Source organism: Stenotrophomonas sp. 01N47, from assembly GCF_056399165.1.
The window spans coordinates 221,602-248,148 of the sequence record NZ_JBFTQU010000003.1 but is presented as its reverse complement, the minus strand read 5'-3'; the positions used below and the strand labels follow the sequence as shown (position 1 = coordinate 248,148).

General features: G+C 65.9%; 30 protein-coding genes and 1 riboswitch. Of the genes, 13 read left to right on the top strand and 17 right to left on the bottom strand.

Features of this window, described 5'->3' with window-relative positions; genetic code table 11:
- Nucleotides 1-119 precede the first annotated feature (119 nt).
- From AC1DKR_RS07320 to pnuC, 4 genes are all read left to right on the top strand, one after another.
- Entirely contained in the window at nucleotides 120-530 is a 411-nt protein-coding gene (locus AC1DKR_RS07320; protein WP_059063181.1) for a glycine zipper 2TM domain-containing protein, read from the top strand.
- Between the two features lie 129 nt (nucleotides 531-659).
- The gene (locus tag AC1DKR_RS07315) at nucleotides 660-1,787 is read left to right on the top strand and encodes a phosphotransferase enzyme family protein (protein ID WP_478032032.1); all 1,128 of its coding nucleotides are present in this window, start codon (nucleotides 660-662) and stop codon (nucleotides 1,785-1,787) included.
- A 155-nt stretch (nucleotides 1,788-1,942) separates the two neighbouring features.
- A riboswitch (TPP riboswitch) is annotated at nucleotides 1,943-2,038 on the top strand.
- Nucleotides 2,039-2,108: 70 nt separating this feature from the next.
- Complete coding sequence (locus tag AC1DKR_RS07310; RefSeq protein WP_478032029.1) at nucleotides 2,109-4,286, top strand: TonB-dependent siderophore receptor; 2,178 nt, start codon at nucleotides 2,109-2,111, stop codon at nucleotides 4,284-4,286.
- The gene (gene pnuC, locus AC1DKR_RS07305) at nucleotides 4,283-4,867 is read left to right on the top strand and encodes a nicotinamide riboside transporter PnuC (RefSeq protein WP_025875884.1); all 585 of its coding nucleotides are present in this window, start codon (nucleotides 4,283-4,285) and stop codon (nucleotides 4,865-4,867) included. Before AC1DKR_RS07310 ends, pnuC begins: the two co-directional genes overlap by 4 nt.
- A 108-nt stretch (nucleotides 4,868-4,975) precedes the next feature.
- On the opposite strand, the gene AC1DKR_RS07300 is transcribed toward pnuC, so the two are convergent.
- The 7 genes from AC1DKR_RS07300 to AC1DKR_RS07270 form a co-directional block, all read right to left on the bottom strand.
- Nucleotides 4,976-5,392, bottom strand: coding sequence for a TonB C-terminal domain-containing protein (locus AC1DKR_RS07300; protein WP_478032027.1), 417 nt, complete (start codon nucleotides 5,390-5,392; stop codon nucleotides 4,976-4,978).
- A 160-nt stretch (nucleotides 5,393-5,552) separates the two neighbouring features.
- Nucleotides 5,553-6,527: a Dyp-type peroxidase gene (locus tag AC1DKR_RS07295; RefSeq protein WP_059063175.1), complete on the bottom strand. Its 975-nt coding sequence runs from the start codon at nucleotides 6,525-6,527 to the stop codon at nucleotides 5,553-5,555.
- Nucleotides 6,528-6,632: 105 nt separating this feature from the next.
- Nucleotides 6,633-6,896 carry a hypothetical protein gene (locus tag AC1DKR_RS07290; RefSeq protein WP_478032025.1) on the bottom strand — a complete coding sequence of 88 codons (264 nt, stop codon included), beginning with the start codon at nucleotides 6,894-6,896 and terminating at the stop codon, nucleotides 6,633-6,635.
- A 13-nt stretch (nucleotides 6,897-6,909) separates the two neighbouring features.
- Nucleotides 6,910-7,236: a hypothetical protein gene (locus AC1DKR_RS07285; RefSeq protein WP_312786270.1), complete on the bottom strand. Its 327-nt coding sequence runs from the start codon at nucleotides 7,234-7,236 to the stop codon at nucleotides 6,910-6,912.
- A 24-nt stretch (nucleotides 7,237-7,260) separates the two neighbouring features.
- Nucleotides 7,261-7,629, bottom strand: coding sequence for a VOC family protein (locus AC1DKR_RS07280; protein WP_478032023.1), 369 nt, complete (start codon nucleotides 7,627-7,629; stop codon nucleotides 7,261-7,263).
- Between the two features lie 69 nt (nucleotides 7,630-7,698).
- Nucleotides 7,699-8,466, bottom strand: coding sequence for a helix-turn-helix domain-containing protein (locus tag AC1DKR_RS07275; RefSeq protein WP_394197305.1), 768 nt, complete (start codon nucleotides 8,464-8,466; stop codon nucleotides 7,699-7,701).
- A 115-nt stretch (nucleotides 8,467-8,581) separates the two neighbouring features.
- On the bottom strand, nucleotides 8,582-9,154 hold the full coding sequence (locus AC1DKR_RS07270; RefSeq protein ID WP_025875896.1) for an OmpO family porin: 573 nt from the start codon (nucleotides 9,152-9,154) through the stop codon (nucleotides 8,582-8,584).
- A 525-nt stretch (nucleotides 9,155-9,679) separates the two neighbouring features.
- Between AC1DKR_RS07270 and AC1DKR_RS07265 the strand changes: the two genes are divergently transcribed.
- On the top strand, nucleotides 9,680-9,949 hold the full coding sequence (locus AC1DKR_RS07265; RefSeq protein WP_025875897.1) for a hypothetical protein: 270 nt from the start codon (nucleotides 9,680-9,682) through the stop codon (nucleotides 9,947-9,949).
- A 156-nt stretch (nucleotides 9,950-10,105) separates the two neighbouring features.
- The gene (locus AC1DKR_RS07260) at nucleotides 10,106-10,804 is read left to right on the top strand and encodes a hypothetical protein (protein ID WP_154881298.1); all 699 of its coding nucleotides are present in this window, start codon (nucleotides 10,106-10,108) and stop codon (nucleotides 10,802-10,804) included.
- A 39-nt stretch (nucleotides 10,805-10,843) separates the two neighbouring features.
- Here AC1DKR_RS07260 and AC1DKR_RS07255 read toward each other — a convergent pair whose 3' ends face one another.
- Both AC1DKR_RS07255 and AC1DKR_RS07250 read right to left on the bottom strand, forming a co-directional pair.
- A complete protein-coding gene (locus tag AC1DKR_RS07255; protein ID WP_478032021.1) occupies nucleotides 10,844-12,040 on the bottom strand; it encodes a GAF domain-containing sensor histidine kinase in 1,197 nt (398 codons plus the stop codon).
- Between the two features lie 179 nt (nucleotides 12,041-12,219).
- The gene (locus tag AC1DKR_RS07250; protein WP_478032018.1) at nucleotides 12,220-13,995 is read right to left on the bottom strand and encodes a hypothetical protein; all 1,776 of its coding nucleotides are present in this window, start codon (nucleotides 13,993-13,995) and stop codon (nucleotides 12,220-12,222) included.
- A gap of 361 nt (nucleotides 13,996-14,356) precedes the next feature.
- Here AC1DKR_RS07250 and AC1DKR_RS07245 point away from each other — a divergent pair, with 361 nt between their 5' ends.
- Nucleotides 14,357-14,944, top strand: coding sequence for a CPBP family glutamic-type intramembrane protease (locus tag AC1DKR_RS07245; protein ID WP_478032016.1), 588 nt, complete (start codon nucleotides 14,357-14,359; stop codon nucleotides 14,942-14,944).
- Between the two features lie 196 nt (nucleotides 14,945-15,140).
- Here the strand turns inward: AC1DKR_RS07245 and AC1DKR_RS07240 are convergent, their stop codons facing one another.
- Nucleotides 15,141-15,482 carry a hypothetical protein gene (locus tag AC1DKR_RS07240; RefSeq protein WP_478032014.1) on the bottom strand — a complete coding sequence of 114 codons (342 nt, stop codon included), beginning with the start codon at nucleotides 15,480-15,482 and terminating at the stop codon, nucleotides 15,141-15,143.
- Nucleotides 15,483-15,988: 506 nt separating this feature from the next.
- On the opposite strand from AC1DKR_RS07240, the gene AC1DKR_RS07235 reads away from it, so the two are divergent.
- A complete protein-coding gene (locus AC1DKR_RS07235; RefSeq protein ID WP_312786275.1) occupies nucleotides 15,989-16,357 on the top strand; it encodes a hypothetical protein in 369 nt (122 codons plus the stop codon).
- A 30-nt stretch (nucleotides 16,358-16,387) separates the two neighbouring features.
- On the opposite strand, the gene AC1DKR_RS07230 is transcribed toward AC1DKR_RS07235, so the two are convergent.
- Nucleotides 16,388-17,074: a hypothetical protein gene (locus AC1DKR_RS07230; RefSeq protein ID WP_478032012.1), complete on the bottom strand. Its 687-nt coding sequence runs from the start codon at nucleotides 17,072-17,074 to the stop codon at nucleotides 16,388-16,390.
- A gap of 108 nt (nucleotides 17,075-17,182) precedes the next feature.
- On the opposite strand from AC1DKR_RS07230, the gene AC1DKR_RS07225 reads away from it, so the two are divergent.
- Complete coding sequence (locus tag AC1DKR_RS07225) at nucleotides 17,183-17,659, top strand: YybH family protein (protein ID WP_312787534.1); 477 nt, start codon at nucleotides 17,183-17,185, stop codon at nucleotides 17,657-17,659.
- 96 nt (nucleotides 17,660-17,755) lie between these two features.
- Here the strand turns inward: AC1DKR_RS07225 and AC1DKR_RS07220 are convergent, their stop codons facing one another.
- The 5 genes from AC1DKR_RS07220 to AC1DKR_RS07200 form a co-directional block, all read right to left on the bottom strand.
- Nucleotides 17,756-18,781, bottom strand: a complete 1,026-nt coding sequence (locus AC1DKR_RS07220; protein ID WP_312787535.1) for an NAD(P)H-dependent glycerol-3-phosphate dehydrogenase — start codon at nucleotides 18,779-18,781, stop codon at nucleotides 17,756-17,758.
- A gap of 20 nt (nucleotides 18,782-18,801) precedes the next feature.
- Complete coding sequence (secB, locus tag AC1DKR_RS07215; protein WP_025875931.1) at nucleotides 18,802-19,320, bottom strand: protein-export chaperone SecB; 519 nt, start codon at nucleotides 19,318-19,320, stop codon at nucleotides 18,802-18,804.
- A gap of 99 nt (nucleotides 19,321-19,419) precedes the next feature.
- Entirely contained in the window at nucleotides 19,420-19,857 is a 438-nt protein-coding gene (locus AC1DKR_RS07210) for a rhodanese-like domain-containing protein (RefSeq protein ID WP_025875933.1), read from the bottom strand.
- Nucleotides 19,858-19,914: 57 nt separating this feature from the next.
- Nucleotides 19,915-20,346: a hypothetical protein gene (locus AC1DKR_RS07205; RefSeq protein ID WP_312107391.1), complete on the bottom strand. Its 432-nt coding sequence runs from the start codon at nucleotides 20,344-20,346 to the stop codon at nucleotides 19,915-19,917.
- 32 nt (nucleotides 20,347-20,378) lie between these two features.
- A complete protein-coding gene (locus AC1DKR_RS07200; RefSeq protein WP_089242022.1) occupies nucleotides 20,379-20,846 on the bottom strand; it encodes a YiiD C-terminal domain-containing protein in 468 nt (155 codons plus the stop codon).
- Between the two features lie 33 nt (nucleotides 20,847-20,879).
- Here AC1DKR_RS07200 and AC1DKR_RS07195 point away from each other — a divergent pair, with 33 nt between their 5' ends.
- From AC1DKR_RS07195 to AC1DKR_RS07185, 3 genes are all read left to right on the top strand, one after another.
- The gene (locus AC1DKR_RS07195) at nucleotides 20,880-21,668 is read left to right on the top strand and encodes a uroporphyrinogen-III synthase (protein ID WP_442243973.1); all 789 of its coding nucleotides are present in this window, start codon (nucleotides 20,880-20,882) and stop codon (nucleotides 21,666-21,668) included.
- Between the two features lie 104 nt (nucleotides 21,669-21,772).
- Nucleotides 21,773-22,753: a uroporphyrinogen-III C-methyltransferase gene (locus tag AC1DKR_RS07190; protein ID WP_428704921.1), complete on the top strand. Its 981-nt coding sequence runs from the start codon at nucleotides 21,773-21,775 to the stop codon at nucleotides 22,751-22,753.
- Between the two features lie 6 nt (nucleotides 22,754-22,759).
- Entirely contained in the window at nucleotides 22,760-24,067 is a 1,308-nt protein-coding gene (locus tag AC1DKR_RS07185) for a heme biosynthesis HemY N-terminal domain-containing protein (protein ID WP_442243971.1), read from the top strand.
- 127 nt (nucleotides 24,068-24,194) lie between these two features.
- Here the strand turns inward: AC1DKR_RS07185 and AC1DKR_RS07180 are convergent, their stop codons facing one another.
- A complete protein-coding gene (locus tag AC1DKR_RS07180) occupies nucleotides 24,195-25,490 on the bottom strand; it encodes an acetyl-CoA C-acetyltransferase (RefSeq protein WP_088100805.1) in 1,296 nt (431 codons plus the stop codon).
- Between the two features lie 93 nt (nucleotides 25,491-25,583).
- Here AC1DKR_RS07180 and AC1DKR_RS07175 point away from each other — a divergent pair, with 93 nt between their 5' ends.
- Nucleotides 25,584-26,471, top strand: a complete 888-nt coding sequence (locus tag AC1DKR_RS07175) for a hypothetical protein (RefSeq protein ID WP_025875947.1) — start codon at nucleotides 25,584-25,586, stop codon at nucleotides 26,469-26,471.
- The last annotated feature ends 76 nt before the right edge of the window (nucleotides 26,472-26,547 follow it).

Sequence of the window (26,547 nt, the reverse complement as noted above, 5' to 3'; positions counted from 1 at the left end):
CACGGGGATCGCGCGCAATGTTCCGGCAATGTCCGGGCACCAGCGTGGTCCCTACGGCAGCCGGGGCGCCCAGCGCCCTCCCTGCCCACCGTGGCATGCACCTCACAGGAGAACCCAACATGCTCAGCACTTCCGCACTCAGCTTCCGTGGTCTGGCGATGGCCCTGGCACTTCTTGCCGGCGTGGCCGTGGTCAGTGATGCCAGCGCGATGTCGAGGAAGGACAAGCGCACCGTGGTCGGTGCCGTCGTCGGCGGCGTGGCGGGTCACCTGATCTCCAACGGCGATCCGGCTGCCACCGTCGGCGGCGCGGTTGCCGGCGGCGCCATCGGCAACCTGACCACCTCCGACCGCCATGATCGACGCTACGACGGGCGCTATGACCGCCGTTACGACCGTGGCTACGACCGCCGTTATGACCGGGGCTACAACCGCGGTTATGGCTACGACCGCCGCGATGACCGTCGCTGGCAGCGCGAGCGCCATGACAACCGTTACTACCACGACCGCGGCCGCCATCGCGGCTGGTAAGCGCGCCGGCCACAGGCCGCACGTGGCGTCCCTGACGGGCGGGTCGATGACCCGCCCGTTTGCGTCTGTGGCGTCCATGGCGTTGAATGCGCAGCCTTGGATGTTCCTTTAATCACCAGCGGCCGTGGCATGACTTCTTCCCCCCATCGCGTGCAGGGCCTCAACAACGACGAGGTCGCCGCCGACTGGCCGGCGATCGACGCACAGGAGATCACCTGGCTGCGTGGCCACTTTCCGCAGCTGGGCGCGGACAGCACGCTGCGCTGGCACAGCCCGCGTCCATTGTCGGCCGCGGCCATCGTCGACGGCACCGGCGGTCCGGTCTTCATCAAGCGCCACCACCACAGTGTGCGCAGCGCTGAAACCCTGGAAGAAGAACATCGTTTCATCGCGCATCTGGCCCGCCACGCGCTGCCGGTGGTGCAGGTGCTGGCCAGCAACGACGGCCGCACCGCACTCGAGCACGGCCCGTGGACCTACGAACTGCATGCGGTGGGCGCCGGCAAGGACCTGTATCGCGAACTGCCGTCATGGTCACCACTGACCGACATCGCCCAGGCGCACCAGGCAGGAAGAATGCTGGCCACGCTGCACCGCGCGGCCGCCAGCTACCACGCCCCGCAGCGCGGCACCCATCTGCTGGTGGCACGCGACGACCTGATCCGCGCCGATGACCCGATCGCCGCGCTGAAGGCCGACCTCGGCAACCGCCCCGGGTTGGCCCGCTACCTGGCGCGCATTCCCTGGGAAGAACAGCTGCGCCGCGATGTGCTGCCCTGGCACCACGGCCTGGCCGCGCGCCTGCAGGACGAACCGCGGCTGTGGGCGCACAACGACTGGCACGTCTCCAACCTGCTGTGGAACGACGACGGCACGATTGCCACGGTGCTCGATTTCGGCCTGGCCTCGCCCACCAGCGCGCTGTTCGACCTGGCCACGGCGATCGAACGCAACGCGGTGGCCTGGCTGCAACTGGAGCGCGGCACCGATGCTGTGCGCATCGACATCGCCCTGGCCCTGCTGGACGGCTATCGGCAGGAGCTGCCGCTGTCGCCCACGCGCGTGCACCTGCTGGCCGACCTGCTGCCGATGGTGCATTTCGACTTCGCTCTGTCCGAAGTGGAGTATTTCGAGGGCGTCACCGGATCGACCGCGAACGCCGATGTGGCCTGGCAGCCGTTCATGCTCGGGCATCCGGCGTGGTTCACCACGGCCCCCGGCCAGGCCCTGCTGGCTGCCCTGCACGCCGCCGCGTGAGCCGCGAGCCACCCAACACGCGGGGTACTCAGTAGATCGACGCCATGCGTCGATGATGCGCTCAGCCGGGGTCAGATCCCTTTCCGCTGGAAAGGGATCTGACCCCGGCTGAAGGGCGGTAGCTCGCAAATCCGTACCATTTGTAGTGAAATGGTCACCTGAAGCGGGGGTGCCTGGATTTGCCAGGCTGAGAGAGTCCCTTGGAACCTGATCCGGTTTGCACCGGCGTAGGGAGCTTTGAGCCGCAGCCACACCCCCGTCATGGGCCGGTGCACCTGCGCGCCGTCGCTTCGTCTCCCTTGTTGTCTGAAGACGAATCGAATGAACCGCTGCCTGCGCCCCACCCTGCTCGCCCTCGCCCTGTGCGCCGCCCTGCCGCTGTACGCCAGCGAGGCAGGCACCGGCGCCGCTGATGCGCCCTCCTCGCCCACCGAACTGGCGGCGGTGCGCGTGCAGGCCGGCAAACCGAAGGCCGACACCTCGCGCGTCAACGCCTTCGGCGGCGGCTCCTGGAAGGACACCCCCGCCTCGGTGAATGTGCTGGAGCGCGACTACCTCGACCGCCGCCAGGTGCGTTCGCTGTCCGAGCTGGCCAGCAATGATGCCTCGCTGGGCGATGCCTATGCGCCGGTGGGCTACTACCAGAACATCGCCATCCGCGGCTTCGCGCTGGATGCGGCCACCGGCTACCGCTTCAACGGCATGTCCATCGCCGGCGAGCAGCGCCTGGCGCTGGAGAACATCCAGGAAGTGCAGATCCTCAAGGGCGAAGCCGGCCTCGCGGCTGGCGTGATGGCACCCGGCGGCATCATCAACTACGTGGGCAAGCGCCCGGCGGAAGTGCGCACGGTCACCCTGGGCATCGACTCGGAAGGCTCGCGCTATGCAGCCGTGGATGTCGGCCACTGGCTGACCCCGCGCTTCGGCGTGCGTCTGAACGCCGCCTGGGATGCCAGTGATTCCTACGTCGAGCATGCCGACGGTCGCCGCAACTTCTATTCGCTGGCCACCGACTGGCTGATCGGCGAACACGGCAAGCTGGAAGTGGATGCCAACTACCAGACCAGCTCGCAGCGCTCGGTGTCCGGCTTCCAGCTGCTGGGCGCGCGCGACCTGCCACGCGGCGTCGACCGCGAACGCCTGCTCGGCTACCAGCCGTGGCAGCGGCCGGTGGACATTGCCAGCACCAACATCACCGCGCTGCACACCTATGACTTCAACGATGCGTGGCAGTCGCGCGTCTCGGTCGGCCACAGCCGTTCGGTGATCGATGACAACGTCGCCTTCGCCTACGGCTGCTACTACACCGCAGGGTGCGCAGACGGCAGCGTGCCGGGCAACTACTTCGCCCCCAACGGCGACTACGACGTCTACGACTACCGCAGCCCGGATGACACCCGCCGCAACCAGCAGGCCCGTGCCGAACTGCGCGGCAGTTTCGAGACCGGCAGCGTCGGCCACCAGCTGAGCATCGGCGCTGACTACTTCCGCCGCACCATCGACAAGCGCCCGAGCGTCAACGAGTACGTCGGCACCAGCAACATCCACGACGTGCAGGTGCCGGTGTTCGAGCCCTCGCCGAAGATGCCGGGTGCATCGGCACGGCGCCTGGACAGCCGGCAGACCGCGTTCTTCGCGCTGGACCGGATGAGCTTCGGCGATGACTGGCAGTGGCTGGCCGGCGGCCGCTTCGTGCGCCTGGACGAGCGCGCCTACGACAAGCGCGGCACGCCGCAGCGCCACAGCCGCCTGTCGCGCTTCCTGCCGCAGACCGCGCTGGTGTGGAAGGCCACCGACCAGCTCAATGCTTACGCCAGCTATGTGCGCGGCATTTCGCTGGGCCAGGAAGCACCGTTCTGGACGTCCAACGCCGATACCTTCCTGCCGTCGATGCAGTCGCGGCAGCTGGAAGTGGGCGTGAAGTACGTGCCGGTGGACGCCCTCACCCTGGGCGCGGCCGTGTTCCGCACCTCCCAGCCTTACCAGTACGCAAAGCCCGACGGCAGCGACGTCGGCTACACCTTCGTCGAAGAAGGCCAGCAGACCCATACCGGCCTGGAACTGACCGCCAACGGCCAGCTGACCGACGCGCTGCAGATCGTCGCCAGCGCCAGCGTGCTGCAGGCGCGCGCACGCGATACCGGCACCCCGGCCTATGAAGGCCATCAGCTGGTGAACGTGCCCAAGGTGCGCGCCAGCGTGCACCTGGCCTACGCGCTGCAGTTCGTTGAAGGCCTGGATGTGACGGGTGGCTGGCGCTATGCCTCCTCCAACGTGGCCCGCGCCGACGGCGGTGTGCGCGCACCGGACTACTCGGTGTTCGACGCCGGCCTGCGCTTCCAGCACCGCCTGCACGACCGTGCGGTCAGCTGGAACCTGTCGGTGGACAACCTGTTCAACCGCTTCTACTGGCGCGACACCGGCAGCAGCGGCGGTGACTACTACCTGTTCCCGGGTGCGCCGCGGCAGGCGCGCCTGTCGGTGACGTTCGCGCTGTGAGCGGCGTCGCGCTCGAGTGGACTGCCGCGCTCTTCAGCATCCTCGGGGTGTGGCTGATGGCAAAGCGACGGCTGGCCGCGTGGCCGGTCGGCCTGCTGTCGGTCGCGCTGTACGGCGCGGTGTTCGCCGAAGCCAAGCTGTACTCGGACACGCTGCTGCAGGTCGCCTTTGGTGGTTTCCTGGTCTACGGCTGGATCAACTGGCGCCAGCACGCCGCCGATGAAGGCAGCATCCGCATCGTGCCGTTGGCGCGCGGCAAGCTGCTGCGCGACCTGGCCATCGGCCTGTGTGGCGGCGTGGCGCTTGGCGCCGGCATGCACACCTTCACCGATGCAGCGTTGCCGTGGCTGGACGCGATGCTGACTGCACTGAGCCTGGTCGGGCAATGGTGGCAGGCACGCCGGCACACGGCCTGCTGGTGGGTGTGGATCGTGGTGGACGTGGTCTACGTGGGCGCCTATCTGTTCAAATCGCTGCACGTGACCGCCGCGTTGTACGTGTTCTTCCTGGGCCTGGCGCTGTTCGGGCTGCGGGCATGGCGCGCCGCCGCGCGCGAGCCGCAGGCAGTACCTGCGCAGTAGAGCCACGCCATGCGTGGCTGCGTTTGGTAGATGCCGACCTTGGTCGGCAGGTGAGCGCCAACCAAGGTTGGCGTCTACCGATGCCCGGCATCCACGCATGGCGTGGCTCTACTGGGTAAGGGTCAGCCCCAATCGCAATGGCTGTCGCATGTCCTTCGGCGGCGCCGCCGGCAACGGCGTGGCCTGCAGCGCCGCACGCAGATCGGCATCGACCCGTGCATCACCCAGGCTGTCGAATTCCAGTTTCGAGATGGCGCCATCGCCGGCGATCCACACGCTCACCACCAACGGCGCCGGCGCATCGGGGTGTTCCTGCAGCCAGGCCGGCAGGCGCTGCGCGTGCGGATCCTGCTCCTGCTGCAGACGCTGCTGCAACTCGCCGCTGACGGAGGCGGCATAGGCCATCCAATGCGCAGGCGCGTCCTGTGCGGACACGCTGGCGCTCCCCAGCGCCAACAGGCCCAGCAACCATGCCAACGGGCGCCAGCCACGGCGCGAGGTGCGCTTGTTTCCTGCGGAAGCCATCACCCACGTCTCCACGTCCATCCCAACGCGTCATGGTCGGCGCAGTAGATGACAGGCAGATGGCGGCGCAGTAGAGCCACGCCATGCGTGGCTGTTCCGGGCAACCGGTTGATCCATCCACGCATGGCGTGGATCCACCTGGCTGCCCCACCCGGCGTGATCAGTCGCCCAGGTCGGCCAGCACCTTGCGCGAGGGCGCAAAGAAGGTGACGCCCGTGGTCGCGGTGGAGAAATCGAGGATGCGGTCGTGCAGCGGCGCGGGATTGCCGATGAACATCCGCTCCAGCATCTTCTCGATCACCCACAGCCGGCGCGTGTAGCCGATGAAGTAGGTGCCGTACTCGCCGCGCCCCGGATTGGCGAAGGGCATGTTGTCGCGCAGGATCTCGTGCTCGCCGTCGGCATCCTCGATGGTGCACAGCGTCTTGTGCGACTTCTGCGCGTCGGCCGGTGCGTCGTCCAGCTCGATGTTGTCGTGCTTGGTGCGGCCGATGATCGCCTCCTGCGCCTCGGTCTTCTGCGCACGCCAGGCATCGAGGTTGTGCAGGTACTTCTGCACCACCACGTAGCTGCCACCGGCATGGTCGGGATCCTCGTCGCCGACGATGGTCGCCTCCGGCAGTGACAGGCCTTCGGGGTTGGCCGTGCCGTCGACGAAATCGAGCAGGTCGCGGCCGTCGAAGTAGCGGAAACCGGCCACGTCATCCACCGCGTCCACCGCATCGCCGAAGGCCATCATCAGGTTGCGCTCGAAGGCCACGATCAGATCCATCGTGCGTGCACGGATGTGGTACAGCAGGTCGCCCGGCGTGGAGACTGCCGTGTGGGTCGCACCCTTCACTTCCTGGAACGGCTTCAACTCGCGCGGCGGCGTACTGCCCACCAGCGGCGCCCACACGCGGTGGCCGATGGCCACGTTGCAGGTGAAGGTGCGCTCGATCTCGCGGATGGCAGTGTTCTTGATCAGGTCATCGGTGCTGGCCAGCACCTCGCGCACTTTCGCCAGCGATGCCGCATCGTCCTTCACCGTCAGCACCAGGAACGCGGCCGAATGGGTCAGCGGCGCGGTGATCTGCTGCGGCTCGTTGTCGAGCGTGTGGTTGAGGGCGGTGATGGGTGCGGGCTGGGCGTTCACGATGGTTCCTGCTGGCTTGAGGCGGGCACATCGCCTGCGGCAATGTGCGGGCGATCATAGCGGAACGACCTTGCCGGCGACGGAGCGGTTCTCAGTTCGCGGTGGTCAGCCGACGGGCGCCAGCCACTCGTCGGCAAGCACCTGTGCCTGCAGCCCGCTGTCGGTGATCGAGTGCTGCGGCTGCTGCAACCACCACTCCCCGTGCCACTGCGGCCGCATGTGTCCGCGCAGGAACCGCTCGACGCGAAAGCGCTGCCCGACACGAAGGATGCAGGCCAGCCGCGTGCGGTCCTGCGAGACCACGGACACCTGCAGCTGCCAGCCGTCCGCAGCATCGCGCAGCAGATTCGCTCCATCGATCTCGATCACGTCCATGCTGTGGCTACGCCGTGGTCACGGTGAACTGCCGAGGCGTGCGCCACGCAACCCGCTGGTAGGGTCCCTCCAGCACACCGCCATCGCGGAGATGCTCGAACACGTCGGCCGGGCACCACTCCCTGCCCGCCGAGAAGGCGACGCCGAGATCACGCAGGCGGCGGAAGACGGCGGCCTTGGCTGCATCGTCGGGGACCGGCAGGGTGAGGGTGTCTTCTTCGCCAGCGGTGAAGCCCAGCGCCTGCAGCGAGGCCCGCGAGCGGCCATTGAACAGCACCACCTTGATGCAGTTGCCGTCGGCCTGCCTTACATAGGCGTCGATGTGCGTTTCCATTGGCGGATTGTAGAGGCAGACGGATCAGCTGGCGTCGCTCCACACCGCCAGCACGTAGCCGTCCAGATCGCGGAAATGGAAGCGACGGCCGCCGGGAAAGGCAAACACCGCCTGCACGATCTCGCCGCCCGCTGCGAGGATGCGCTGCTGCGCGTCGGCAAGGTCCGCGCAGTACACGATGACCAGCGCGCCTCCTGAGGGCGTCACTGCCTCGTCGGCGACAAAGCCACCTTTGAGGCGGCCGTCATCGAACTCGGTATAGGCCGGGCCGTAGTCGGTGAAGGACCAGCCGAAGACCTGCCCATAGAACTGCTTGCTGCGGGCGATGTCGGCGACGTTGAATTCGACGTTGTCGATGCGGCGTTCGGCAGTGGTGGTGTCTGCGTGGCTCATGGTGCGGCTCCGTGGTTGGAGCGCCCAGCATCGGTCAGGGTCGGGCCCGGGTCTTGAACGAAACGGCCATCAACGTCCCCACTGCTGGCGCAGCGCGCTTGCCGTCAGGCCGGCAAGCTCGCGGGCGTCGCGGCTGAGGTGGGCCTGGTCGGCATAGCCCGCCTCCACGGCCAGCATCGCCAGACTATGCGCCGGTTGGGCCTGGCTGCGGCGCAGGAACCGCTGCAGACGCAGGATCCGCTCCAGCGACTTTGCTCCGTAACCGAACTGCGTCTGGCTGAAGCGACGCAGGGTGCGCGGGCTCATGGCCAGATGTGCGGCGAGTGCGTCGATGCTGGCATCGCCTCTGGCAGCGTGCGCGAACAGCGCATGCGCGCGGCGGGTGTGTTCGTCCAGCACGGCCGCCGGCATGTTCCGCTGCAGGCTGTCAGCCAGGCGCTGCAGGCGCTGGTCGGGCGCGGCGTCACCGATCCAGGTCGCAGCCTGAGTCGCCCAGCGGGCATTGAATTCGATCAGGGGCACGGCTTGGCCGACGATGCCGGACAAGTCGATGCCGAGCGCAGCCGATGCCTGGCCTGGCCGGAACCGCGCGCCCAGCACCTGTGCCCCGGGGGCCAGTTGCGGGTGTGCGGCGGTACGGTCCGGCCCCACCACGAACAGCGCACCGTCACGCCAGAGAATGTCCACGCAGCCATCGGGCAGCACGGTGATGTTGCCACTGGCGTCAGCAGGCAACTGGCTCTGCCAGAGCTGGCCGAACTGGCCACGCAGCGGCGCAGGCGCCAGGTGTTCCTGGTAGGCCGAGCCGGTGCCAGCGGGAGTGGAGGGATCGCCCATGCCCCATTGTGGCAAAGCGATGCCGGAAAAAGAGAAGCCCGGCACGAGGCCGGGCTTCGCTGGCGTGTGGGAGAGAGATCACACGCCAGTTACACGCACTAACGACAGGCGTTTGTTACCAGCTGAAGCGCGGGCCCACGAACCACTCGCGGTCGCCGGCCTTGGCCAGCTTCACTTCACCACTCAGGCCCCAGTTCTGGTTGAACTTGGCGGTGGCGCCGACGCGGCCGTAGAACTCGCCGTCCGGGTTGATGCCGTGCTTCTTGCTGTAATCCTCGTAACCGGCCAGCGCATAGCCTTCCAGGTACGGGTTGAACGCGGTGCGCACGCCCACTTCAGTGGAGTAGCCGTTGAAGTCCAGGCCGTGCTTCATGTCGAACTTCTGGTATGCAACACGAGCCACCAGGTCGGTGTTCGGTGCGATGCCGTAGTTGTAGCCGGCACCGATGCGCCACTGGTCGACATCGTTCTTGAAAGTGTCGGTTTCCTGCTTGCTGTAATCACCGAAGATGTGGAAGTTCGGGTGCACGGCAACCGAGCCCTTCACGCCCCAGCCATCAGCGTCGCCGCCCTTGGCATCGGTGTTCACATAGCCGCCTTCAACGTAGTTGTACGACAGGCCATCGGCAGCCGATGCGGCGAACGGCAGCGCGGCCAACAGACCCAGGGCAAGCAGCGAATTCTTGATCATCGGGATACACCTTTAATTATTTTGGTTTCGTCGAACGCCCCTCGGGAGGGGGAGAGAGAAGAGGCGTTCGACAGGTGTGAATTATCCGTTTGTTGATGAAATCGGCCCTGAATATTGAACTGACCGGTACATGAATGAGGTTCCTGTTCAGGGAACTCTCGATGCGCCGTGTAGTAGCTCGCTGGATGCACGCCGACCTCCCGAGCCGCTTCGGTCATTGATCGCACGGGGGTCTGCACGCACGGAAGCGCGGTGCGCGCGTCGATGTTGTGCGCCACGCTCATCTGCAGCCATTGAGAGGAACAACATGAGTCGGCTTCAGGCTGATGAATTGGAGAGATTGAAGTGGCACAAGGACATCAACCGATGCAGCAGAGCTCGCTTGTTCCCGCTTGTTAAGGATTGCTGATTGCGCGACCTTCACAGGCCATCCACGTCTTCCAACTGCAGCTGAAAGCACTTCGCAGCGGCGGGAACAAACGCCGCTATATTCCAGACTCCCCAGACGAAGGAGGGAGTGGAATGTTCCTGACCAAGCAGCAAATCAACGCGGCACGTGCCGTCACCGTAGCCATCGTTGCTACCGTAAGCCTCGGTGCTTGCGCCACCTACAAAGACGAATTTGCAACGATCAACTCGCGTCTCGACCAGCTCGACGTGAAGGTGCAGGGCGCGGCGCAGAGCGCCGAATCCGCCAACCAGTCTGCACAGCAGGCCAACCAGCGTCTGGATCAGATCGAAGGCCGCGTGCAGCAGCTCGAAAGGGTCCCCGGCCGCAAGCCGCGCGGGTAACCGCTCTCCCACCCACTTTGATGAACGCTTGAACCAGACACCAGTGGCCTTCACCGGCCACTGGTGTCTTTCAGCCTCTCGGTCGTCATCCGAAGGAGCCGTCCCATTCGTACGTACTCACTCCCTGCACGTCGGGCCGTATCGGCCACGCTGGCCATCGCGCTGGCACTGGCAGGAACCGGCGCAGCCAGCGCCAGGAACGCCAAGGAAGCCAAGGACGCACCCACGGAAACGGCGACCGCCGCCGATGAACTTCCGCAGGGCCAGGAAGTGTCCGATACGGTGATTGAACTGGCCGGCTGGGTCGTGGCCAGCAAGGACAACCAGGGCTATCCGTTCGCGATCATGGACAAGGCGGCTGCGCAGGTCCTGGTCTTCGGCGGTGACGGCAAGCTGCGCGGCGCAGCGCCAGCGCTGTTTGGTTCGGCCATCGGCGATCACTCGGCACCCGGCGTCGCCAAGCTCGCACTGAGCGCGATTCCCGGCCACGACCGCACCACCCCGGCGGGTCGTTTCATTGGCGCCTATGGCCCGTCCGAGGACGCCGGACGCGTGCTGTGGGTGGACTACGATTCCGCCGTTTCAATGCACCCGCTTCCCCCGGGCACCCCGAAAGAGAAGCGCAGCGAACGACTGGCATCCGCCACACCGGACGACAACCGTGTCACCCACGGCTGCATCAATGTCTCGCCCGGGTTCTACGAGCAGATCGTGCATCCCACGTTTGAGAAAGGCGGCGTGTTCTACGTGCTGCCGGACAAGGACTCGATCGAAGAAACGTTCCCGGAGTTCGCGCAGAGTCGCGCGGCTGCGAAGGACGTGGATGAAAAAGACGAGCGACACGCCCGCAAATGAAACCCCGTTGAAGGCTGCGGACCTGGTCGCGGCAGACCGTTACGGAAGCTCCAGCCTGGGCATCTTGAACGTGAACAAGGTGCCGGCGGCCGCACTGGACTCCACCTCCAGCGTGCCGCCATGGGACCGCGCGATCTCCGACGCAATGTAGATGCCGAGGCCGAGACCCGGCCGCGGACGCTCACTCTTTTCACGTGAGAATGGGCTGAAAATCGCGTCCAACCTCGCTGATGGAATGTGTCCCTCGTTGTGTACGTCGAGCGTGAGCATTTCCGGCTCGGAGTGAACGGTCAGCGTAATCGGGGACGAGCGCTCTCCGTGTACCGCTGCATTGGTGAGCAGGTTGGCCAGGAGCTGTGCCAATCTGCTCGGGTCGCAGACCACGTCGTCGTCTATCTTTATGTGGACCTTGATGTCCTGGCGGCCAGTGGCGATTGCCACCTCTTCCACAACCCGTTTCAGGTCTTCTTCCAGCGTGCTTGTCAGCTGCAGCGCGATGGGAATGCCGCCGCCCAGACGCCCCCTGGCGAAATCAAGCACGTCGTTGATCAGTCCATCCATTCTGGCAACGCCTGAGGCGATGTGCGCGAGCATTCGTTGCTGACCCTCAGCGTTCAGCTCAGATGCCAGCGACTCCGCGGCGATGCTGATTGCCTGCAGAGGACTGCGCAGGTCATGACCCAGCACGGCGATGAACTGGTCGCGCAGGTCGGCGACGCGGTGCGCGTCGGAGAGCGCAGTTTCCGCTCGCTCGAGGCGATCTTCCTTGTCGAGGTAGCTTCCTACCAGATCGGCCAGCAGCTCCATGGATCTCTGCACGTGGGCGACGTCGAAGCTGGCCGGTGCCGAGTCAATCGCGCAGAGTGTGCCGAAGAAACTTCCGTCCGGCCGATGGATGGGAACGGACGCATAACTCTCGAGCCCGTAGATCCGCGGCGTGTGATGCGTGGCGTAAACCGGGTGCTTGCTCGCATGCGCAAATACCACCGACGTCGCCGACTGCCTGATCTCATCGCAGATGGTTGTTTCGAGCACCAGTTGGCCACCGGGAACAAGCCCAAACCCCAGGGTGTCGAACGTGGCGCAGGCGGTCCAGGTGGTCTGGGTCACGCGGGCAATGGCGGTGAAGCGTGAGCCCGTGATGTGGGCTACGGTCTCCAGGATACGCGGCACGGCCTGGATTCGACCAATCTCGGCGATGTCGTCCAGCAGATGGGGGTCCGTCAGCTTCTGCATGGTCGTTCGTCCGGTGGGCAGCGCATCATCCCATGGAACCCGGGTGAAGGCTGATTCGAGGGCGGTTGCGGCCTTTTCAGGCTAAGCCGTGGAGGGCCGATGAGCCCCTGCCTTAGGTAAACGACCGGTTCTGGCCGGTACTGGACATTTACTTCAGGGGCCTTTCTTTGAAACGAGCGCTATTCCCCCGCACCAGCTGACAGGCTATCCCAGATGCGTCCGTTGCGTTGCTCTTCAGTGGTGACGTTGACCACCGCCTGTTCGCCCAAGCGATCACGCAACTGCTGCAGATACAAGCTGCGTGGCGTAACGACCTGCCCCATCGATTGCACGATGCCGGCCGGCTCCTCTGGCGGGAACTTGCCCGCGGCGATAGAGCCGACCTGTCCCACACTCCAGTTCATCGCGAACGGCGGCGCCTGGACGACGTAGATGTCGTGCTCGGTGTTCCAGAACATTTGCTGTGCGCCCGCCCAACCGTGACCCGTTCCGCTGTACCGCCGGTTCTGTGCCCGCAGCATGTAACCCTTGGTGTTGTCGTACAGGGTGCCGGTGGACCAGCGGTGATGCGGACCACTGTCGTTGCTGTCGCCTACAGCGAGGCAGTCCAGAAATACGTTGGGGCCAGGCACCCGCGCGCCGATGACGAAAGTATGTCTACCACCTTGGTTGTAGCAGCGCTGGATGAGGTTGAAGGCGGAGTTTCCCTCATACAGGAATACATAGCGGCGCGCGCCTTGGGTTTCGCCGTAGCGCGGGTCGAGATAGGCAATATCCTGGAGGGTATTGAAGTAGGCGCCGCTTCGGGTAACGAACCCATGTGACACATAGCGCACGGTGACATTGCGTACCCACGAATCGCGAATCGCGCCGAGACGGATGGCAGTGAACGGGCCGGTATCGGCGGTGCCGTTGACCGTACTGGTTTCAGGATTGCCCTCAACGCGCAGATCTTCGACGCCAACCTCGGAGATGCGGCTGGGGTTCGTGCGATAGATGCGGCCCCCACCGAAGCGCGTCTCGATGGCATCCATGATCGGTGCATCGAGGGTCAGCGTGTCATGCTTCACCGCGGTAACAACCCGTTCGCTGTACACCGCGTAATCACTGGGAGTCCAGCGGTAGCGCGCAGTATCGATACCTTCGGGGCCGAGCCATCGGGCATTGGGCTCCCTGACGATGGCCACAGTGTCACCAACGCGATAGCCCGCTGCGGACCTCACAGTGATCCGCATTGCCCCCACGGGCACGTAGTCCATGGTGATCGCGGTTCGGCGCGCGTCGCGGGCTGCGCGCGGCGCCGCCGATTCCTTCTCGCCCAGATCAATGATTCTGCCCTGCTGCTCGCGGACCCCGGAGCGGATCACTGTGCCGTCGGCACCGCGACCTTCGCCGCGTAGCACCACGCCGCTGGATCGAATGACCAGCGTCTGACTCAGCGTATAGCGGCCGCGCAGCAGCAGGACTGCACCGCGCAGGCCGCGGTGGTCACTGGACCGTGCGGCGACCGCGTCGATTGCGGCCTGGATGCGCGGGTAGTCGTCACCATTAGTGTTTGGCTCGACAACTTCGATCACAGGAATGCTCGCTCGGTCGGGCAGACTGACGCCACCTCCCCGATAACCTGCGCGGGAAAAATCCGGAACGATATTGCGTGCGCTGCTGGCACCGCGTTCGCGGTAAAGACCGTATTGCAAGCGCTTGCCGTCGTTTCCCATCGCAACCAGCGGCGCATCCGCCTGCCGGTTGATGGGGTGCGTGAACGGCCCCTGCTCGCTGCTTGTGCCGCTCAGGTCGCCGGCATTCAGCGATTCAGGCAACGGCCCGTCATTCGACGCCAGCACGTCGACGCTGAAGCACGCCAGGATACAGGCGAAGAGATACTCAAGAGCGCGCGTCAAGATGCACCGGCCAGCCTGTTGTCGAGCCGACACCGTAGCATGCAGATGGGCCATTTCGGCGAGTGCTCCTGTGGCTCAGGGAGCCTGCATTTTCATAATCGTTGACACTCGTGGCGCCCCGCTGATATCAATTTAGACGAAGGATGAATGGGGCAAGGATGCGACATGTCACGAGAGCTATTTCGCGCCAAAGTTTTGGAGGCCAAGAGGATGGATTGGCTTGACTGCGGCGGATTGCGCTTGTGAGCAGGAATGTATTGAAGTCGCGCCGGTCAATGACCTCGGCGTTTTGGATCTGGCTCTCAAGGCAATTGGCTAAGCCAGGAGCCCCGTCTGAGCTGCCTCTGGCGGTCTGCACAACTAGTATCAGATGAGGAGGATTCTAGAAGGCGCAGGATTGGATGAACGATCTGCGATGCTGGTCGCGGGCATTGGCGCAGTTTTGCTGGCCGGGATCCTGTCTGCGTTAGGGAGGCACTTGGATGTGCCGTTCTCCAGGCCGACAGTGGAATTGATGATCTTCCTGTTCCTTCATTTCACTTTCCCAGATCAGAAGGGAATGAAGTGGGGGCCGCGATCAACCGTCTCGTGCGTTGCGCTTGGCATCCTTTTGGCAAGTCTGTGGGTGTTGTTCTTTGCATACCCATCGATTCAAAGAACAGAGTTCAAGGATCTGACCGATGTGCCCGTCTTGCCGCTGCTGCAGGGTCTACTCTCGACCGCGCTGACCGCGCCGCTTTTCGAAGAGAAGGTGGCCCGCCATTTGCTGTTGCGCGGCCTCGGCGGGCTACACTACATCGCCTCTTCCGTCATGGTTTCCGCCCTCTTTGCGTTTGCGCATAAAGGGGCATTCCTCTGGGCATTCCTGGCGTCCATGATCCTATGCATGACGGCCATCAAGCTTCGGATGACAACGACCCAGAGGGCAGTTAGTCACGGGCTATGTAACGTCATCATTACCTCTTGGTACTTCACGGGTGCTTTCGGACTGAGCGTTTTCTAATTGGACATCGGGCAACACTACGATTGCCATTGAATGCATGTCCGAACGTCGAAAGCTGCAGAAAGAAAGGGGAAAGCTTCTATTGGCTGCGCCAAATCTGTCTTCGGGCAAAAAAATTACGACAACTCCCGAAGTGCGCGCTGTTTTGGTCACTGATGAGACGCTTGAGCAAGGGAGGGCTGGGCAGATGTCGGATCTACGGGCCGGTAGGCAACAACAACGCCTGCGCGCGCTCTGAAAGCGGGCAGCCCTGCTGGTGCAGCAGCGTGATGGCTTCCCTGGTCCGCCCAACCAATCCGGTATTGGCGATGAAAGTCATCTTCGCTGCGTGGAACTCCAGCACAACATTCTCGGTTCCGGGGGCTTTCCGATAGTCCACCCTGGCGATCTCGCTGTAGGGCCGGGTGCGCGTCCGAAGAACGCGATACTCCACATGATCTGCATGGAGAATCAGCTTCGGATTGAGGCTGTTGCTCGCCCACGCGAACCAGGGAAGGAAGGTGAATCCTGCAAAGGCCGCTTCCAGGGTGATGATCAAGGGTTTTTGCAAAACGACCTCCTGCAGCACGACAGGAGCTTAGTCCAGTTGCGCCCGCTTTTTGGCGGCTCTGTCGTCATTGCCTCGCTGAGGTGACAGCGCACTACGCTGACAACCACGACGCATGTCGCATATCCCTCTATCGCTCAGGGCCCTTGCGCCATCGGCGTCTGGGGCGGCTTAACAGCATGCAAGAATGCCGAAAGCGTCTTGCATCAAGCGTTGAATGCAACTCTTCTGATTGGCGCTACGCAGTGGCAGCGGTACAGATGACGGGCCATCAAGAAAAGATGGCCGGGCCTCGAAAACCCGTGCTTCTGTTTGATTACGCTTGCCGGCCGGCGTCACCCCGTGTGGCGCCGGCCGGCAATCCGTCTGCCGGCTATGGCGGGCGGAGCGTGGAGGCCTTGTGCCTGCCGGTTCAACAGAAGCCCGGTTTTCGAGCCACGTCTCCGCCCGCCACCTTTGTGTGGCGGCTACCGTCTGTCCTGCACGGAGCTCGAGCCATGACCACACCGGAATTCCCCCGCCCCCACCCCTATCGCGCTGCGGACGATGGGGCACCGGAACAAACGCCTGCGCTCGACCCCACGGCTTTCATCGCCACCCTGACGCGGATTGGCAAAGGCGCAGCTGCCGATGGCCAACCCTGGCCGGAGCGTCACCAGATGCCCGGCCGGCGCATGGCACTGGCCGATGCGGACTGCGCACTGGCAGGCCTGCGCATCGCGCTGGAGATGCTGCTGGCGGCCGAGCGGGTCCGCCAGAACGGCCCGGACGGCGAATACGTGGGCGATCGGGTGATGGAGGGTTTGATGATGGCGTGCCTGGCGCTGACCGCGCAGGTCAGCGCACGGATGCGGCCGGAAGAGTAACGCCGGAAAATCTTCCGGCGTTACCGCCCATCATTCGCAGGGATCGCCTTCTTCCTTCAGCATCGCCTCGTCCACCGGCCGCTCGCGATCGATCAGGGCACGCTGCTCCGCAGTCGGCTCGCCCAGCCACCACACTTTGCAGCGGGCGGTAAGGCGACCGACCATCTTCGATTGGCTCGGTGAGTACAGCATCGCCAACGCGGTGGTCGGGCACTGGTGCGCCTGGCAAGCGGTGTAGAGCCACCACGGCTCGCCCTGCAGCACCATCAGTTCGCCAGGCCCGCTGGGACCGCTCAGCAGGCGTTCGCGCAGGGAGGGGATGCTCTTGTCGGGCGATTCGGCCGCCACAGTGTTCTTCATCAGGGCATTGAACGCGGCCAGCACCTTCGGGTCCTTGCGGCCGCAGTCGTCCACGGTGTTGCCGCCGACCAGGGTGAAGAAATAGGTGGCCAGCGGATTGTCCTTGCAGGTGAGCTCCGCGCCGGGGGTCTCTCCTTCCGGCTCACCTTCGTTGTCCCACACCGAAGGGTCCACGCCGTCTTCGATGGACGGCTCGTTCTCGACCACCGTAGCGGTGGCGGCTGGAGCTTCGGTCGCCGGTGCGGCGGTAGCGGCGGGCGCGGCAGCGGTGCCTACGTCCGGTGCGGGTGCCGGCGTCTGCGTGCACGCGGCCAGCAACGCGACCATCGCCGCCATTCCAATCATTCGAGACGTCATTCCCTGTCCTGTATGCATTCGCCCAGCTGGCGCCCGCGTGATTCTACCCGCCAGCCAAGACGGATACTCTGGCAGTCACGCCTTCCATCACCGCCAGGATGCAGACGCATGTGCCGTTCAAGACTTGCCGTGATTCTCATCAGTGGCCTGTTGGTGGCCGCGCCTGTCGTTGCGCAGGAGGCCGCTGCGCCCTCGCCCGCCGCACACCTTGCCGATGTCGCCCTGCCCGCTGCGCTGGATCGGGTGCTGCGCGATTACGAACAGGCGTGGCGCACGGGTGATGCGAAGGCATTGGCAGGGCTTTTCTCCGAGGACGGTTTCATCCTGCAGAGCAACCAGCCGCCTGTGCGCGGGCGCGCGGCAATCGAGGCAGCGTATGCCGGCCAGGGAAGCAGCCCGTTGCGGCTGCGTGCGCTGGCCTATGCCGCAGAGGAATCCACCGGTTACATCATTGGTGCCTACACCTACGGCAGCAACGTGGGTGATGCCGGAAAGTTCACGCTGACGTTGAAGCGCGTGGCGGGTGGGCCGTGGATGATTTTTTCGGACATGGACAACACCAACACGCCGCCGCGGTCGCGGTGATGGGCGCTGCGGGTTCCGCAGTAGATCCACGCCATGCGTGGATGGGTTTCGCGCACGCACAGAAAAAAACCCCGGCACTGGGCCGGGGTTTTCGATTCACTTGAACAGCGTATCCGGATACTCCGGCTTCTGTTCGCGTGCCAACAGCGCACGCAATCCTTCTTCCGGGGTCTGCTCGCCATGCAGCACGGCGCGCACGCGGTCAGAGATGGGCAGGTCGATACCATGACGGCGCGCCTGTCGCATCACTTCGTCTGCGGTCTGCACCGACTCGACCACCTGACCGATTTCACGGATGGCGTCCTGCAGCGTCTGCCCGCGGCCCAGGGCCAAGCCCAGGCGGCGATTACGCGACAGGTCGCCGGTGCAGGTCAGCACCAGGTCGCCCAGCCCCGCCAGGCCCATCAGCGTTTCCGGCTTGGCGCCGATCGCTGCCGCCAGGCGCAGCATCTCGTTGAGGCCACGGGTGATCAGGCCGGCACGGGCGTTCAGGCCCAGCTGCATGCCATCGGCGACGCCGGTGGCCACGGCCAGCACGTTCTTCATCGCACCGCCCAGCTCGGCACCGACCATGTCGTCGCCGGTATAGGCGCGGAACGCCGGACCATGCATCGCCTCGGCCACCGTCTGCGCGAACTCGGGCACGTCGCCGTGCACGGTGATCGCGGTCGGCAGGCCCAGGGTTACTTCCTTGGCGAATGACGGCCCGGTGACAACGGCCAGCGGCACGTCCTCACCCAGCACTTCACGCGCCACTTCATGCAGGAAGCGGCCGGAGCCGGGCTCGAAGCCCTTGGTTGCCCAGGCCACGCCAGCACCAGCCGGACGCAGCGGTGCCAGCGCGCGCACGGTTTCACCGAATGCATGCGACGGGGTCACCACCAGGATCCAGGCGGCACCTTCCACCGCCGACGCGAGGTCGGTGGTGGCGCGCAGCGATTCCGGCAACGGAATGCCCGGCAGGTAGCGCGGATTCTCGTGGCGCTGGTCGATGGCCTCGACCACGGAGGCATCGCGCCCCCACAGCACGGTCTGGCGACCGTGGCGGGCGAGCAGCGTCGCCAGCGCGGTTCCCCAGGAACCGGCGCCGAGTACGGCAATCTTGTCAGCGGTAGTGCTCATCCGTGACGTCGCGGCCGGGATCAGGCGTTGCCGGCCGGCTCGGAGTCAGCCAGCGACGGTGCGTCGCCCTGCTCCTGGCGCTGGCGCAGGGTTTCTGCGTACAGGCCTTCGAAGTTGATCGGCTGCAGGAAGAAGGGCGGGAAGCCGCCGGCCTGGATCAGGTCGCTGACCAGCTGGCGCACGTACGGGAACAGGATGTTCGGGCACTGGGTGCCGAGCAGCACGTCGATCGACTGCGGGTCCAGGCCGACCAGGCCGAACACGCCAGCCTGCTTCACTTCGGCCACGTACGCGGTGCGCTCGCCGGCCTGGCAGGTCAGGGTCACGGCCAGCACGACTTCAAAGGCATTCTCGCCCAGACGCTGGACTTGCTGGTTCAGGTTGAGCTGCAGTTCCGGCTGCACCTGGTCGTTGAAGATCGACGGGGCATTCGGCGACTCGAAGGAAACGTCCTTGACGTAGATCTTCTCGACGGTGAACGCGGGGCCGGTGGCGGCATCGACCGGCGCGACAGCGCCGTTGGTGGTCTCTTCGGACATTTCCAGTAACTCCAGTGAATGCAATGAAAACGATGGTCGAATTACTGCGATGGGGGCGGCGGAGGGCGCAAACAAGGCCACATCCGCCACCGCCTGCTATCAGTTGCGGCCCTTGACCAGCGGCAGTTCTGCCTGCTGCCACGCGGGGATGCCGCCGTCGAGCACGAAGACCTTCTCGAAGCCGGCCTTCTTCAGCGCCTTGGCGGCGGTCTCGGACGCGTTGCCGCTGCGGCACACCAGTACCACCGGGGCCTGCTTGGCGTTGGCCACCAGCTTGTGCTCGGGGCCGAACGCGCTGGCCTGGGCACTGCGGCTGCCGGCGATGTGGCCCTTTTCGAAATCGGCGCTGGGCGACAGATCAACCACCACCGTGCCGCCCGCGTTGATCAGCTGGGTCAGTTCGGCGGGCTTGATGCCCTTGAAGCCCCGGAACAGGCGGCGGATTTCGGTGACGATGAGGGCCACGGTCAGGCCGACCAGGGCCGCGGACAGCATCGGGTTTCGGCCTGCGAAGGCCAGCAACTCTTCGTAATTCACTCAGGTCACGGGTCGATTAAGCGGGCGCCGATTGTCGCACAAGCCGGACGCGACCCGTCACTGCCCCTGCCAGAGGTCCGGCAGGCCTGCGCTTTGCCACCAGCGCTTGGCTTCCGGATCCCAGCGCCAGCGCTCGGTTACTACCACGGTGCGCTCGGCTTGGGTGTTCTGGTTGATCACCCCGATCTCGACCCGGCGCTCGACCAGGCCGCCCTCCAGCGCTGCCGTGCTGCGCTCGCGGTAGGACGACACGCGCAGCTGCGCATAGCGATTGAGTTCGAACTCGGTCGGCGGTTTGGTCTTGCGCAGCTGCGGGTCCAAGTAACCGATGGCATCGTCCATGCTGCCCCAGCGGATGGTGGCGCCGTAGGCGATCTGGGTCTCTTCCAGCAGCTTGCGCTGCTTGCGGCTGAGGTCGTCGGCGGCAGCACCGGCGGCGGCGCTGAGCAGCAGCAGGGAACACAGGAGGATCTGGATGAGGCGGCGCATCGGTGGGTTCCGCAGGGCGTCAGCCTGCCATCCTACCCTTTGGCGAAGGCAACGAAACGACCACTGAATTCGGCCGCGGCCTTGCCATCGGCGCCGGGCTGGGTCGCGACAATGCTGATGCGGGCCTTGCCGCGCTGGCGGAACGTGGCCAGGAAGGTGTCCCAGGCGCCGCTTCCGGTGGCTTCTGCGTGGGCATGCAGGTCTTCATAGACCGGCGCCAGGTAGCGCAGGTTGCTGTCGGCCACGTAGACCTCGGCGTCGTGGCCGGCCAGGCGCAGGCGCAGGCTGACCAGTGCCCAGCCGGACAGGGTCAGCACCGAGGCCAGGCTGCCGCCGAACGCGTTGCCCTTGTCGTTGACGTTGGCCACCAGCGGCGCGGTGATGCGCAGCACGCCGTCGGCATAGCCATCCAGGCGGATCTGCATCGCGCGGACCGCCGGCATGCAGTCCAGCACGTCCTGCAGGGCAGCCAGCGAAGAGGTCAGGGCATCAACAGCCATCAGCAGCAACCACGACAACAAAGGGCCCGCATAATGACGGGAATGGCCAACCATACGATACCCACTGGCTGGACCCTGATCTCACTGCGCCCGCAGGGTCAGCAAGCGGCGCTGCGCCACGCCGCAGCAGCGCTGGGAGGCCGTACCGTCGCGCTTTCGCCCTGGCGGCTGCAACGTCTGCAGAACATTGCCGCATTGCAGCAATTACAACGGGCGCTGACCAGCGATCGGGTAGTTTTCACCAGCCCGGCGGCCGTCGCGGCGGCCGCCAGCCTGCTGCCGCTGGCGGCGGCGCAGTGCAGCCCGTGGCTGACGGTGGGTGAAGGCACCGCGCGTGCCCTGCTGGCGCATGGCGTCGCTGACGTCCATGCGCCCCAGCGGATGGACAGCGAGGGCCTGCTGGCGATGCCGGTGCTGGGCGATGTGCGGGGCATGCAGATCGGGCTGGTGACCGCACCGGGAGGCCGGGGCCTGATTGCCGCTGAGTTGCAGGCCGCTGGCGCGCAGATCACCCGCGCCGATGTCTACCGACGGCTGCCGCTGCGCTTGTCACGGCGCATGCTGGCGCGTTTGGCCCGTTCTCCGACACCCTGGCTGCTGGCCATCAGCAGCGGCGAGGCATTGCAGCGTTTCTGGCAGCAGCTGCCTGCGCACTGGCAGCAGCGGCTGCGGTCGAACGCGATCGCGCTGGTTGCCAGCGACCGGCTGGGCATGCAGGCGCAGGCCTTGGGGCTGACCCGGGTGGTGCGCAGCGAGGGCCCTACCAGCGCTCAGTTGATGGCCGCTGCACACACTGCGCTCACCGGCCCGGCAGCGACCTGAACAGGCACCCGGCAGCGGCTTGCCGGTGTCGTCGGCAACAGTGATGCTGTGCGCAACGCTGCCTGCCGGATCTGTTCCGGCATTGCCGCCGACAAGGAAGCCCGATGAACGACACTCTGCCGCCCGCTCCATCGCCCCATCGCCCCCTGCGCTGGCTGCTGCCGCTTGCCGTGCTGGCGGTGCTGGGCGCGGGCGGCTATGCCGGCTACCACTATTGGCAGAAGCAGCAGAGCGACCAGCTGGCGCAGGCGCAGACCACCGCCGTGCAGCTGAAGGGGCTGGAGGGCACGGTCGAGGCCCTGCGCCGCGACCAGCGCGCTGCCAGCCAGCGCTTGCAGGATGCGGCCACCACCAACCGGGTGCTGCGCGACGAAGTGCTGGGCCTGTCGCAACGCAGTGCCCTGCTGGAAGAGAATCTGGCCAAGCTGGCCGACAGCGCCAACCAGGGCCGTCAGGCCGTGCAGCGCGATGAGGCCGAACTGCTGCTGACCCAGGCCGCACAGCGGCTGGCCTTCGCCGATGACGTGGAGGGCTCACGCCGGCTGTATGCGCTGGCCGCCACTGCATTGGCCGATCTGCCCGACAGCGATGGCCTGAACCTGCGCCAGGCACTGGTGCAGGAACGCAACGCGCTGGATGCGTTGGGCGCTGGCCCGCGCGTGCTGTCACTGCAACGCCTGGACGCGCTGGGCAAGGCCCTGCAGGGCCTGCCTTCGCAGATCGCGCAGACGCCGGCCGACAACGCCGCAAAACCGTGGTGGCAGGCTGCGCTGGCGCCCTTCGTGGACATCACTCCGAGCCGTCTGAACGGCCCGCTGACCTCAGCCGAGCGCACCACCATCGACACGGCGCTGCAGCTGGAACTGACCCTGGCCCGCGCAGCGATCGAGCGCGGCGATGGCAGCGGCCGCGATGCCGCGCTGAACAGAATCGATCTCTGGGCGCAGCGGCGCTGGCCGGATTCACCGGACCTGCGCGCGCAACGTGCTGAACTCCATGCCCTGCGCTCGCTGCCATTGCAGGCCGATGACACCGTGCTTGGCAGCACTCTGCAACAACTGCGTACCCAGACCGACCGGAGGTAAGCCCGTATGAAACCCCTGCAATCACTGGTCGTGCTGTTGCTGGCAGTGGCCATTGGCGTAGTTGCCGCGCAATGGCTCGGTACCGATGACCTGAACCGCTACGGCGAAGTGACCCTGCGCTATGGCGGCTACGACTACCACAGCAACCTGCCGAAGGTAGCGCTGCTGTCGGTGATCGGCGTGCTGGTGCTGTGGCTGCTGTGGAGCCTGATCGCCGCACCGTTCCGTGCCTGGGGCCGCTACCGCCGCAAGCAGGGCCGGGTGCGCCTGATCGATGGTCTGCTGGCCTACGAGCATGGCCAGTGGCAGCGCGCCGAGAAGCTGCTGGATGGCGCCGCCAAGGATCCGGAAGTGAGCGGGGTTGCCCTGGCCAATGCCGTGCGCAGCGCGCAGGTGCGGGCCGATGCACCCGCTGCCGAGGCGCTGCTGCAGCGCCTGGGCGAAAGCGATGCGACCTTGCAGGCACTGCTGCGTGCCGAACAGCTGCTGGCCAACGATCTGCCGGTGGATGCGATCAACGCATTGGATGTGGCCGCGATCCAGCCGCTGCCGCCGCGTGGTCTGTGGCTGCGTACCGAAGCGCTGGCACGTGCTGGCCGCGCGCACGAGGCTTACGGCCAGCTGGGCGCGCTGCGCCAGACCAAGGTGCTGCCGGCCGAGGCCAGCAGCGAGCTGGAAGCACGCCTGGCCGCACAAGCGCTGCTGGAAGCGGGCGACGTCAACGCCCTTGCTGCGCAGTGGGAAGCCACGCCGAAGGCGCTGCGACCGACACCGGACGTGGTTGCCGCCTACGCCACCCGTGCGGTTTCACTGGACTGGGACGAACCGGCACTGCTGGCGCTTGAGCAGGCGCTGGACCACCGCTGGGATGACGAACTGGTGGCCGTGTATGGCCGTCTGCCGGCCAAACGTCTGGCCACGCGCCAGGCCAACCTGCAGCGCTGGCGCAACGTGCACGACGACTCGGCCGCCCTGCGCCTGGCCCAGGGCCGCATCGCGCTGGCGCAGCAACAGTGGGACGCGGCCGATGCGTTCCTGCATGAAGCCATCGCCGCGGGTGCCGGCGCCCCTGCGTGGGAAGCGCTGGGCGAAGCCTTCGCGCAACGTGGCGAACACGTGCTGGCCGCGCAGTGCCTGGCCAACGCGCTGCGCCTGCAGCGTGGCGAAGACAGCGTGGCGCTGGTGCGTGCACCGGCAGCGGTAGTTGACCCGCCACTGCATGCGACCGTCGAGGAGCAGTCGATTGCACCGCTGCCGCCGGTGTACGACGCCAATGAGGAGCGCGACGCGTTCGGCAACCCGCGGATGCCGTGACCCTGGCTGAAGGTGTGCCGACCAACGGTCGGCACCCACCAGGGGATGCAATCAACGAAAACGCCGCCCATCGGGCGGCGTTTTCAATTCCAACGTTGCCGGCCAGCGGCCGGCACTACCGTGGCGTTCAACGTTCGACGATCGCCACCACGCCCATGCCGCCGGCGGTGCAGATCGACACCAGCGCACGGCCACCGCCGCGCTCGGCCAGCTGCTTGGCCGCCGTGGCGATCACGCGTGCACCGGTGGCGGCGAAAGGGTGACCGGTGGCCAGCGACGAACCCAGCAGGTTGATCTTGTCCGGGTCGATGCGGCCCATCGGCGCATCCAGGCCGAGGCGGTTGCGGCAGTAATCCTCGCTCTCCCACGCACGCAAGGTGCACAGCACCTGTGCGGCGAAGGCTTCGTGGATCTCGTAGATGTCGAAGTCCTGCAGGGTCAGGCCGTTGCGCTTGAGCATCTCCGGCACGGCCACGGTCGGCGCCATCAACAGGCCTTCGCCGTGCACGAAATCGACGGCCGACACGTGTGCGTCGCGCAGGTAGGCCTGCGGCTCGTGGCCATGTGCGCGTGCCCACTCTTCGCTGGCCAGCAGCACGGCGGCGGCGCCATCGGTCAGCGGGGTGGAGTTGGCTGCGGTCAGGGTGCCACGGCCGGACACCTTGTCGAAGGCCGGCTTCAGCGTGGCCAGCTTCTCCAGCGAGGTGTCGGCACGCAGGATGTTGTCGCGCTCGACGCCGCGGAACGGTGCGATCAGGTCATTGAAGAAGCCGCGCTCATAGGCTGCGGCCAGCTTCTTGTGCGAAGACACCGCCCACTCGTCCTGCGAGTCGCGCGAGATGTTCCACTCCTTGGCCATGTCCTCGCAGTGGTCGCCCATGCTCTTGCCGGTACGCGGCTCGGCCACGCCCGGAAACTCCGGCTTGAGCTCGGCGAACTTGAAGCCGGAGGTCAGTGCGCGGATCTTGTCGCCAGTGCTCTTGGCACGGTTGGCCGCCAGCAGGCGCGCGCGCAGCTTCTTGCCGTAGACGATCGGCACGTCGGACGTGGTGTCCGAACCACCGCCGATGCCGGACTCGATCTGGCCCAGGGCGATCTTGTTGGCAACGGTGATGATGCTGTCCAGCGAGGTGCCGCAGGCGCGCTGCAGGGTGATGCCGGGGGTCAACGGCGACAGGCCCGAGGACAGCGTGGCTTCGCGGCCCAGGTTCCAGTCGCTGGAGTGCTTGATGACCGCACCCATCGCTACTTCGCCCAGCTGCTGGCCGTGCAGGCCGAAGCGCTCGACCAGCGCTCCCAGCGTACGCACCGACATGCCGAGGTTGCCGACATCCGAATACGCGGTGTTCTGCCGGCAGAACGGAATGCGGACGCCACCGAGGATGGCGACGGGACGAGCGTTGGGCATGGAGATACCTGGCATGGATGAGGGTGTCTGCAACATGGCCTGCACGACAGAGCAGGCATAATGGGGCCAAGTGTAGCTGCCGCCCTGTGATGGGCCAACCGTGGAACCATGAGCAAACCCGACCCTGCGATGAATGCCCTTGGCGTGCTGGCCCTGGAACTGGCCGGCGGCGAAATCCCCCGCCAGGCGGTGCTCAGCGCTGAACAGGCCGGTGAACTGGCCGAACGCGTCGGCCGCGACCTGTCCAAGCTGGTGCCACAGGTGGCCGAGCTGGACCTGGTGTTCGCCGCCGCCCATTTCGATCCGGCCGAAGTGCTTCGCCCGGGCTGGCCGATCCATCGCCGCCTGGAAGAACTGCAGATGCGCGCGCCCGGCAGCAACCAGGGCCCGCGCGTGCTGGCCTTCGGCGCCGACGCCAGCGGTGATGTGCCGCTGCCGTTCCAGGCCGACGCTACCCTGGTAGGCGGTGGCCTGCGGGTGGTGCCGTTCCTGCTGACCGGTACCGACGTGGCCACCACGACGGCCGTGGCCGATGCGCTGGAAGAGGTGCTGCTGGCCAATGGCATGGCCCATGCCGATACCGCGCTGATGGCACAGAACACGTTCGGTGCGCGCGTGGAGCACGCACGCTATTTCACCGTGAACGACCTGGCCGCGATGATGTCGATGCAGTACGACAACCAAGGCCTGGCCGCACTGTGGCCGCTGATTGAAACCGCGATCATGGCCCCGGGCCAGGACGAGTGGCTGAGTGACGCGCCCGAGCCGTTGCTGCGCTATACGCAGGGCGAAGCGCGCATGGCGCTGTTCGACCCGGCCGGCTGGTGCGCGCATTACAACCACGGCAAGGGCGACTGCGAGCGACTGCAGGGCATCTACGAGCAGTTCCTGATGCGCCAGCGGCAGATGGCCGCAGTGCTGGAAGCGCACGGTGTGCCGGTGCTGTTCGTGCATTGCGAAGCCGGGCAGGACGCGCGCGAGCTGCTGGCGCGCTGATCTGTCGATACCCATCCGCCGGGCGATGCGTGTCCGGCGTCGATACCTGTTTATAGAGCCGGGCAATGCTCGGCTC

What these genes read in the sequence shown, in the direction of transcription:
- AC1DKR_RS07190 (WP_428704921.1), top strand. Translation starts at nt 21,773, where the DNA reads ATGAACGACACTCTGCCGCCCGCTCCATCGCCCCATCGCCCCCTGCGC.
- AC1DKR_RS07275 (WP_394197305.1), bottom strand. Translation starts at nt 8,466, where the DNA reads ATGGGCGATCCCTCCACTCCCGCTGGCACCGGCTCGGCCTACCAGGAA.
- AC1DKR_RS07320 (WP_059063181.1), top strand. Translation starts at nt 120, where the DNA reads ATGCTCAGCACTTCCGCACTCAGCTTCCGTGGTCTGGCGATGGCCCTG.
- AC1DKR_RS07300 (WP_478032027.1), bottom strand. Translation starts at nt 5,392, where the DNA reads ATGGCTTCCGCAGGAAACAAGCGCACCTCGCGCCGTGGCTGGCGCCCG.
- AC1DKR_RS07310 (WP_478032029.1), top strand. Translation starts at nt 2,109, where the DNA reads ATGAACCGCTGCCTGCGCCCCACCCTGCTCGCCCTCGCCCTGTGCGCC.
- AC1DKR_RS07205 (WP_312107391.1), bottom strand. Translation starts at nt 20,346, where the DNA reads ATGCGCCGCCTCATCCAGATCCTCCTGTGTTCCCTGCTGCTGCTCAGC.
- AC1DKR_RS07220 (WP_312787535.1), bottom strand. Translation starts at nt 18,781, where the DNA reads ATGAGCACTACCGCTGACAAGATTGCCGTACTCGGCGCCGGTTCCTGG.
- AC1DKR_RS07175 (WP_025875947.1), top strand. Translation starts at nt 25,584, where the DNA reads ATGAGCAAACCCGACCCTGCGATGAATGCCCTTGGCGTGCTGGCCCTG.
- AC1DKR_RS07255 (WP_478032021.1), bottom strand. Translation starts at nt 12,040, where the DNA reads ATGCAGAAGCTGACGGACCCCCATCTGCTGGACGACATCGCCGAGATT.
- AC1DKR_RS07235 (WP_312786275.1), top strand. Translation starts at nt 15,989, where the DNA reads ATGACCACACCGGAATTCCCCCGCCCCCACCCCTATCGCGCTGCGGAC.
- AC1DKR_RS07250 (WP_478032018.1), bottom strand. Translation starts at nt 13,995, where the DNA reads ATGGCCCATCTGCATGCTACGGTGTCGGCTCGACAACAGGCTGGCCGG.
- AC1DKR_RS07315 (WP_478032032.1), top strand. Translation starts at nt 660, where the DNA reads ATGACTTCTTCCCCCCATCGCGTGCAGGGCCTCAACAACGACGAGGTC.
- secB (WP_025875931.1), bottom strand. Translation starts at nt 19,320, where the DNA reads ATGTCCGAAGAGACCACCAACGGCGCTGTCGCGCCGGTCGATGCCGCC.
- AC1DKR_RS07185 (WP_442243971.1), top strand. Translation starts at nt 22,760, where the DNA reads ATGAAACCCCTGCAATCACTGGTCGTGCTGTTGCTGGCAGTGGCCATT.
- AC1DKR_RS07180 (WP_088100805.1), bottom strand. Translation starts at nt 25,490, where the DNA reads ATGCCAGGTATCTCCATGCCCAACGCTCGTCCCGTCGCCATCCTCGGT.
- AC1DKR_RS07200 (WP_089242022.1), bottom strand. Translation starts at nt 20,846, where the DNA reads ATGGCTGTTGATGCCCTGACCTCTTCGCTGGCTGCCCTGCAGGACGTG.
- AC1DKR_RS07195 (WP_442243973.1), top strand. Translation starts at nt 20,880, where the DNA reads ATGACGGGAATGGCCAACCATACGATACCCACTGGCTGGACCCTGATC.
- AC1DKR_RS07245 (WP_478032016.1), top strand. Translation starts at nt 14,357, where the DNA reads ATGCTGGTCGCGGGCATTGGCGCAGTTTTGCTGGCCGGGATCCTGTCT.
- AC1DKR_RS07225 (WP_312787534.1), top strand. Translation starts at nt 17,183, where the DNA reads ATGTGCCGTTCAAGACTTGCCGTGATTCTCATCAGTGGCCTGTTGGTG.
- AC1DKR_RS07230 (WP_478032012.1), bottom strand. Translation starts at nt 17,074, where the DNA reads ATGACGTCTCGAATGATTGGAATGGCGGCGATGGTCGCGTTGCTGGCC.
- AC1DKR_RS07280 (WP_478032023.1), bottom strand. Translation starts at nt 7,629, where the DNA reads ATGAGCCACGCAGACACCACCACTGCCGAACGCCGCATCGACAACGTC.
- AC1DKR_RS07285 (WP_312786270.1), bottom strand. Translation starts at nt 7,236, where the DNA reads ATGGAAACGCACATCGACGCCTATGTAAGGCAGGCCGACGGCAACTGC.
- AC1DKR_RS07265 (WP_025875897.1), top strand. Translation starts at nt 9,680, where the DNA reads ATGTTCCTGACCAAGCAGCAAATCAACGCGGCACGTGCCGTCACCGTA.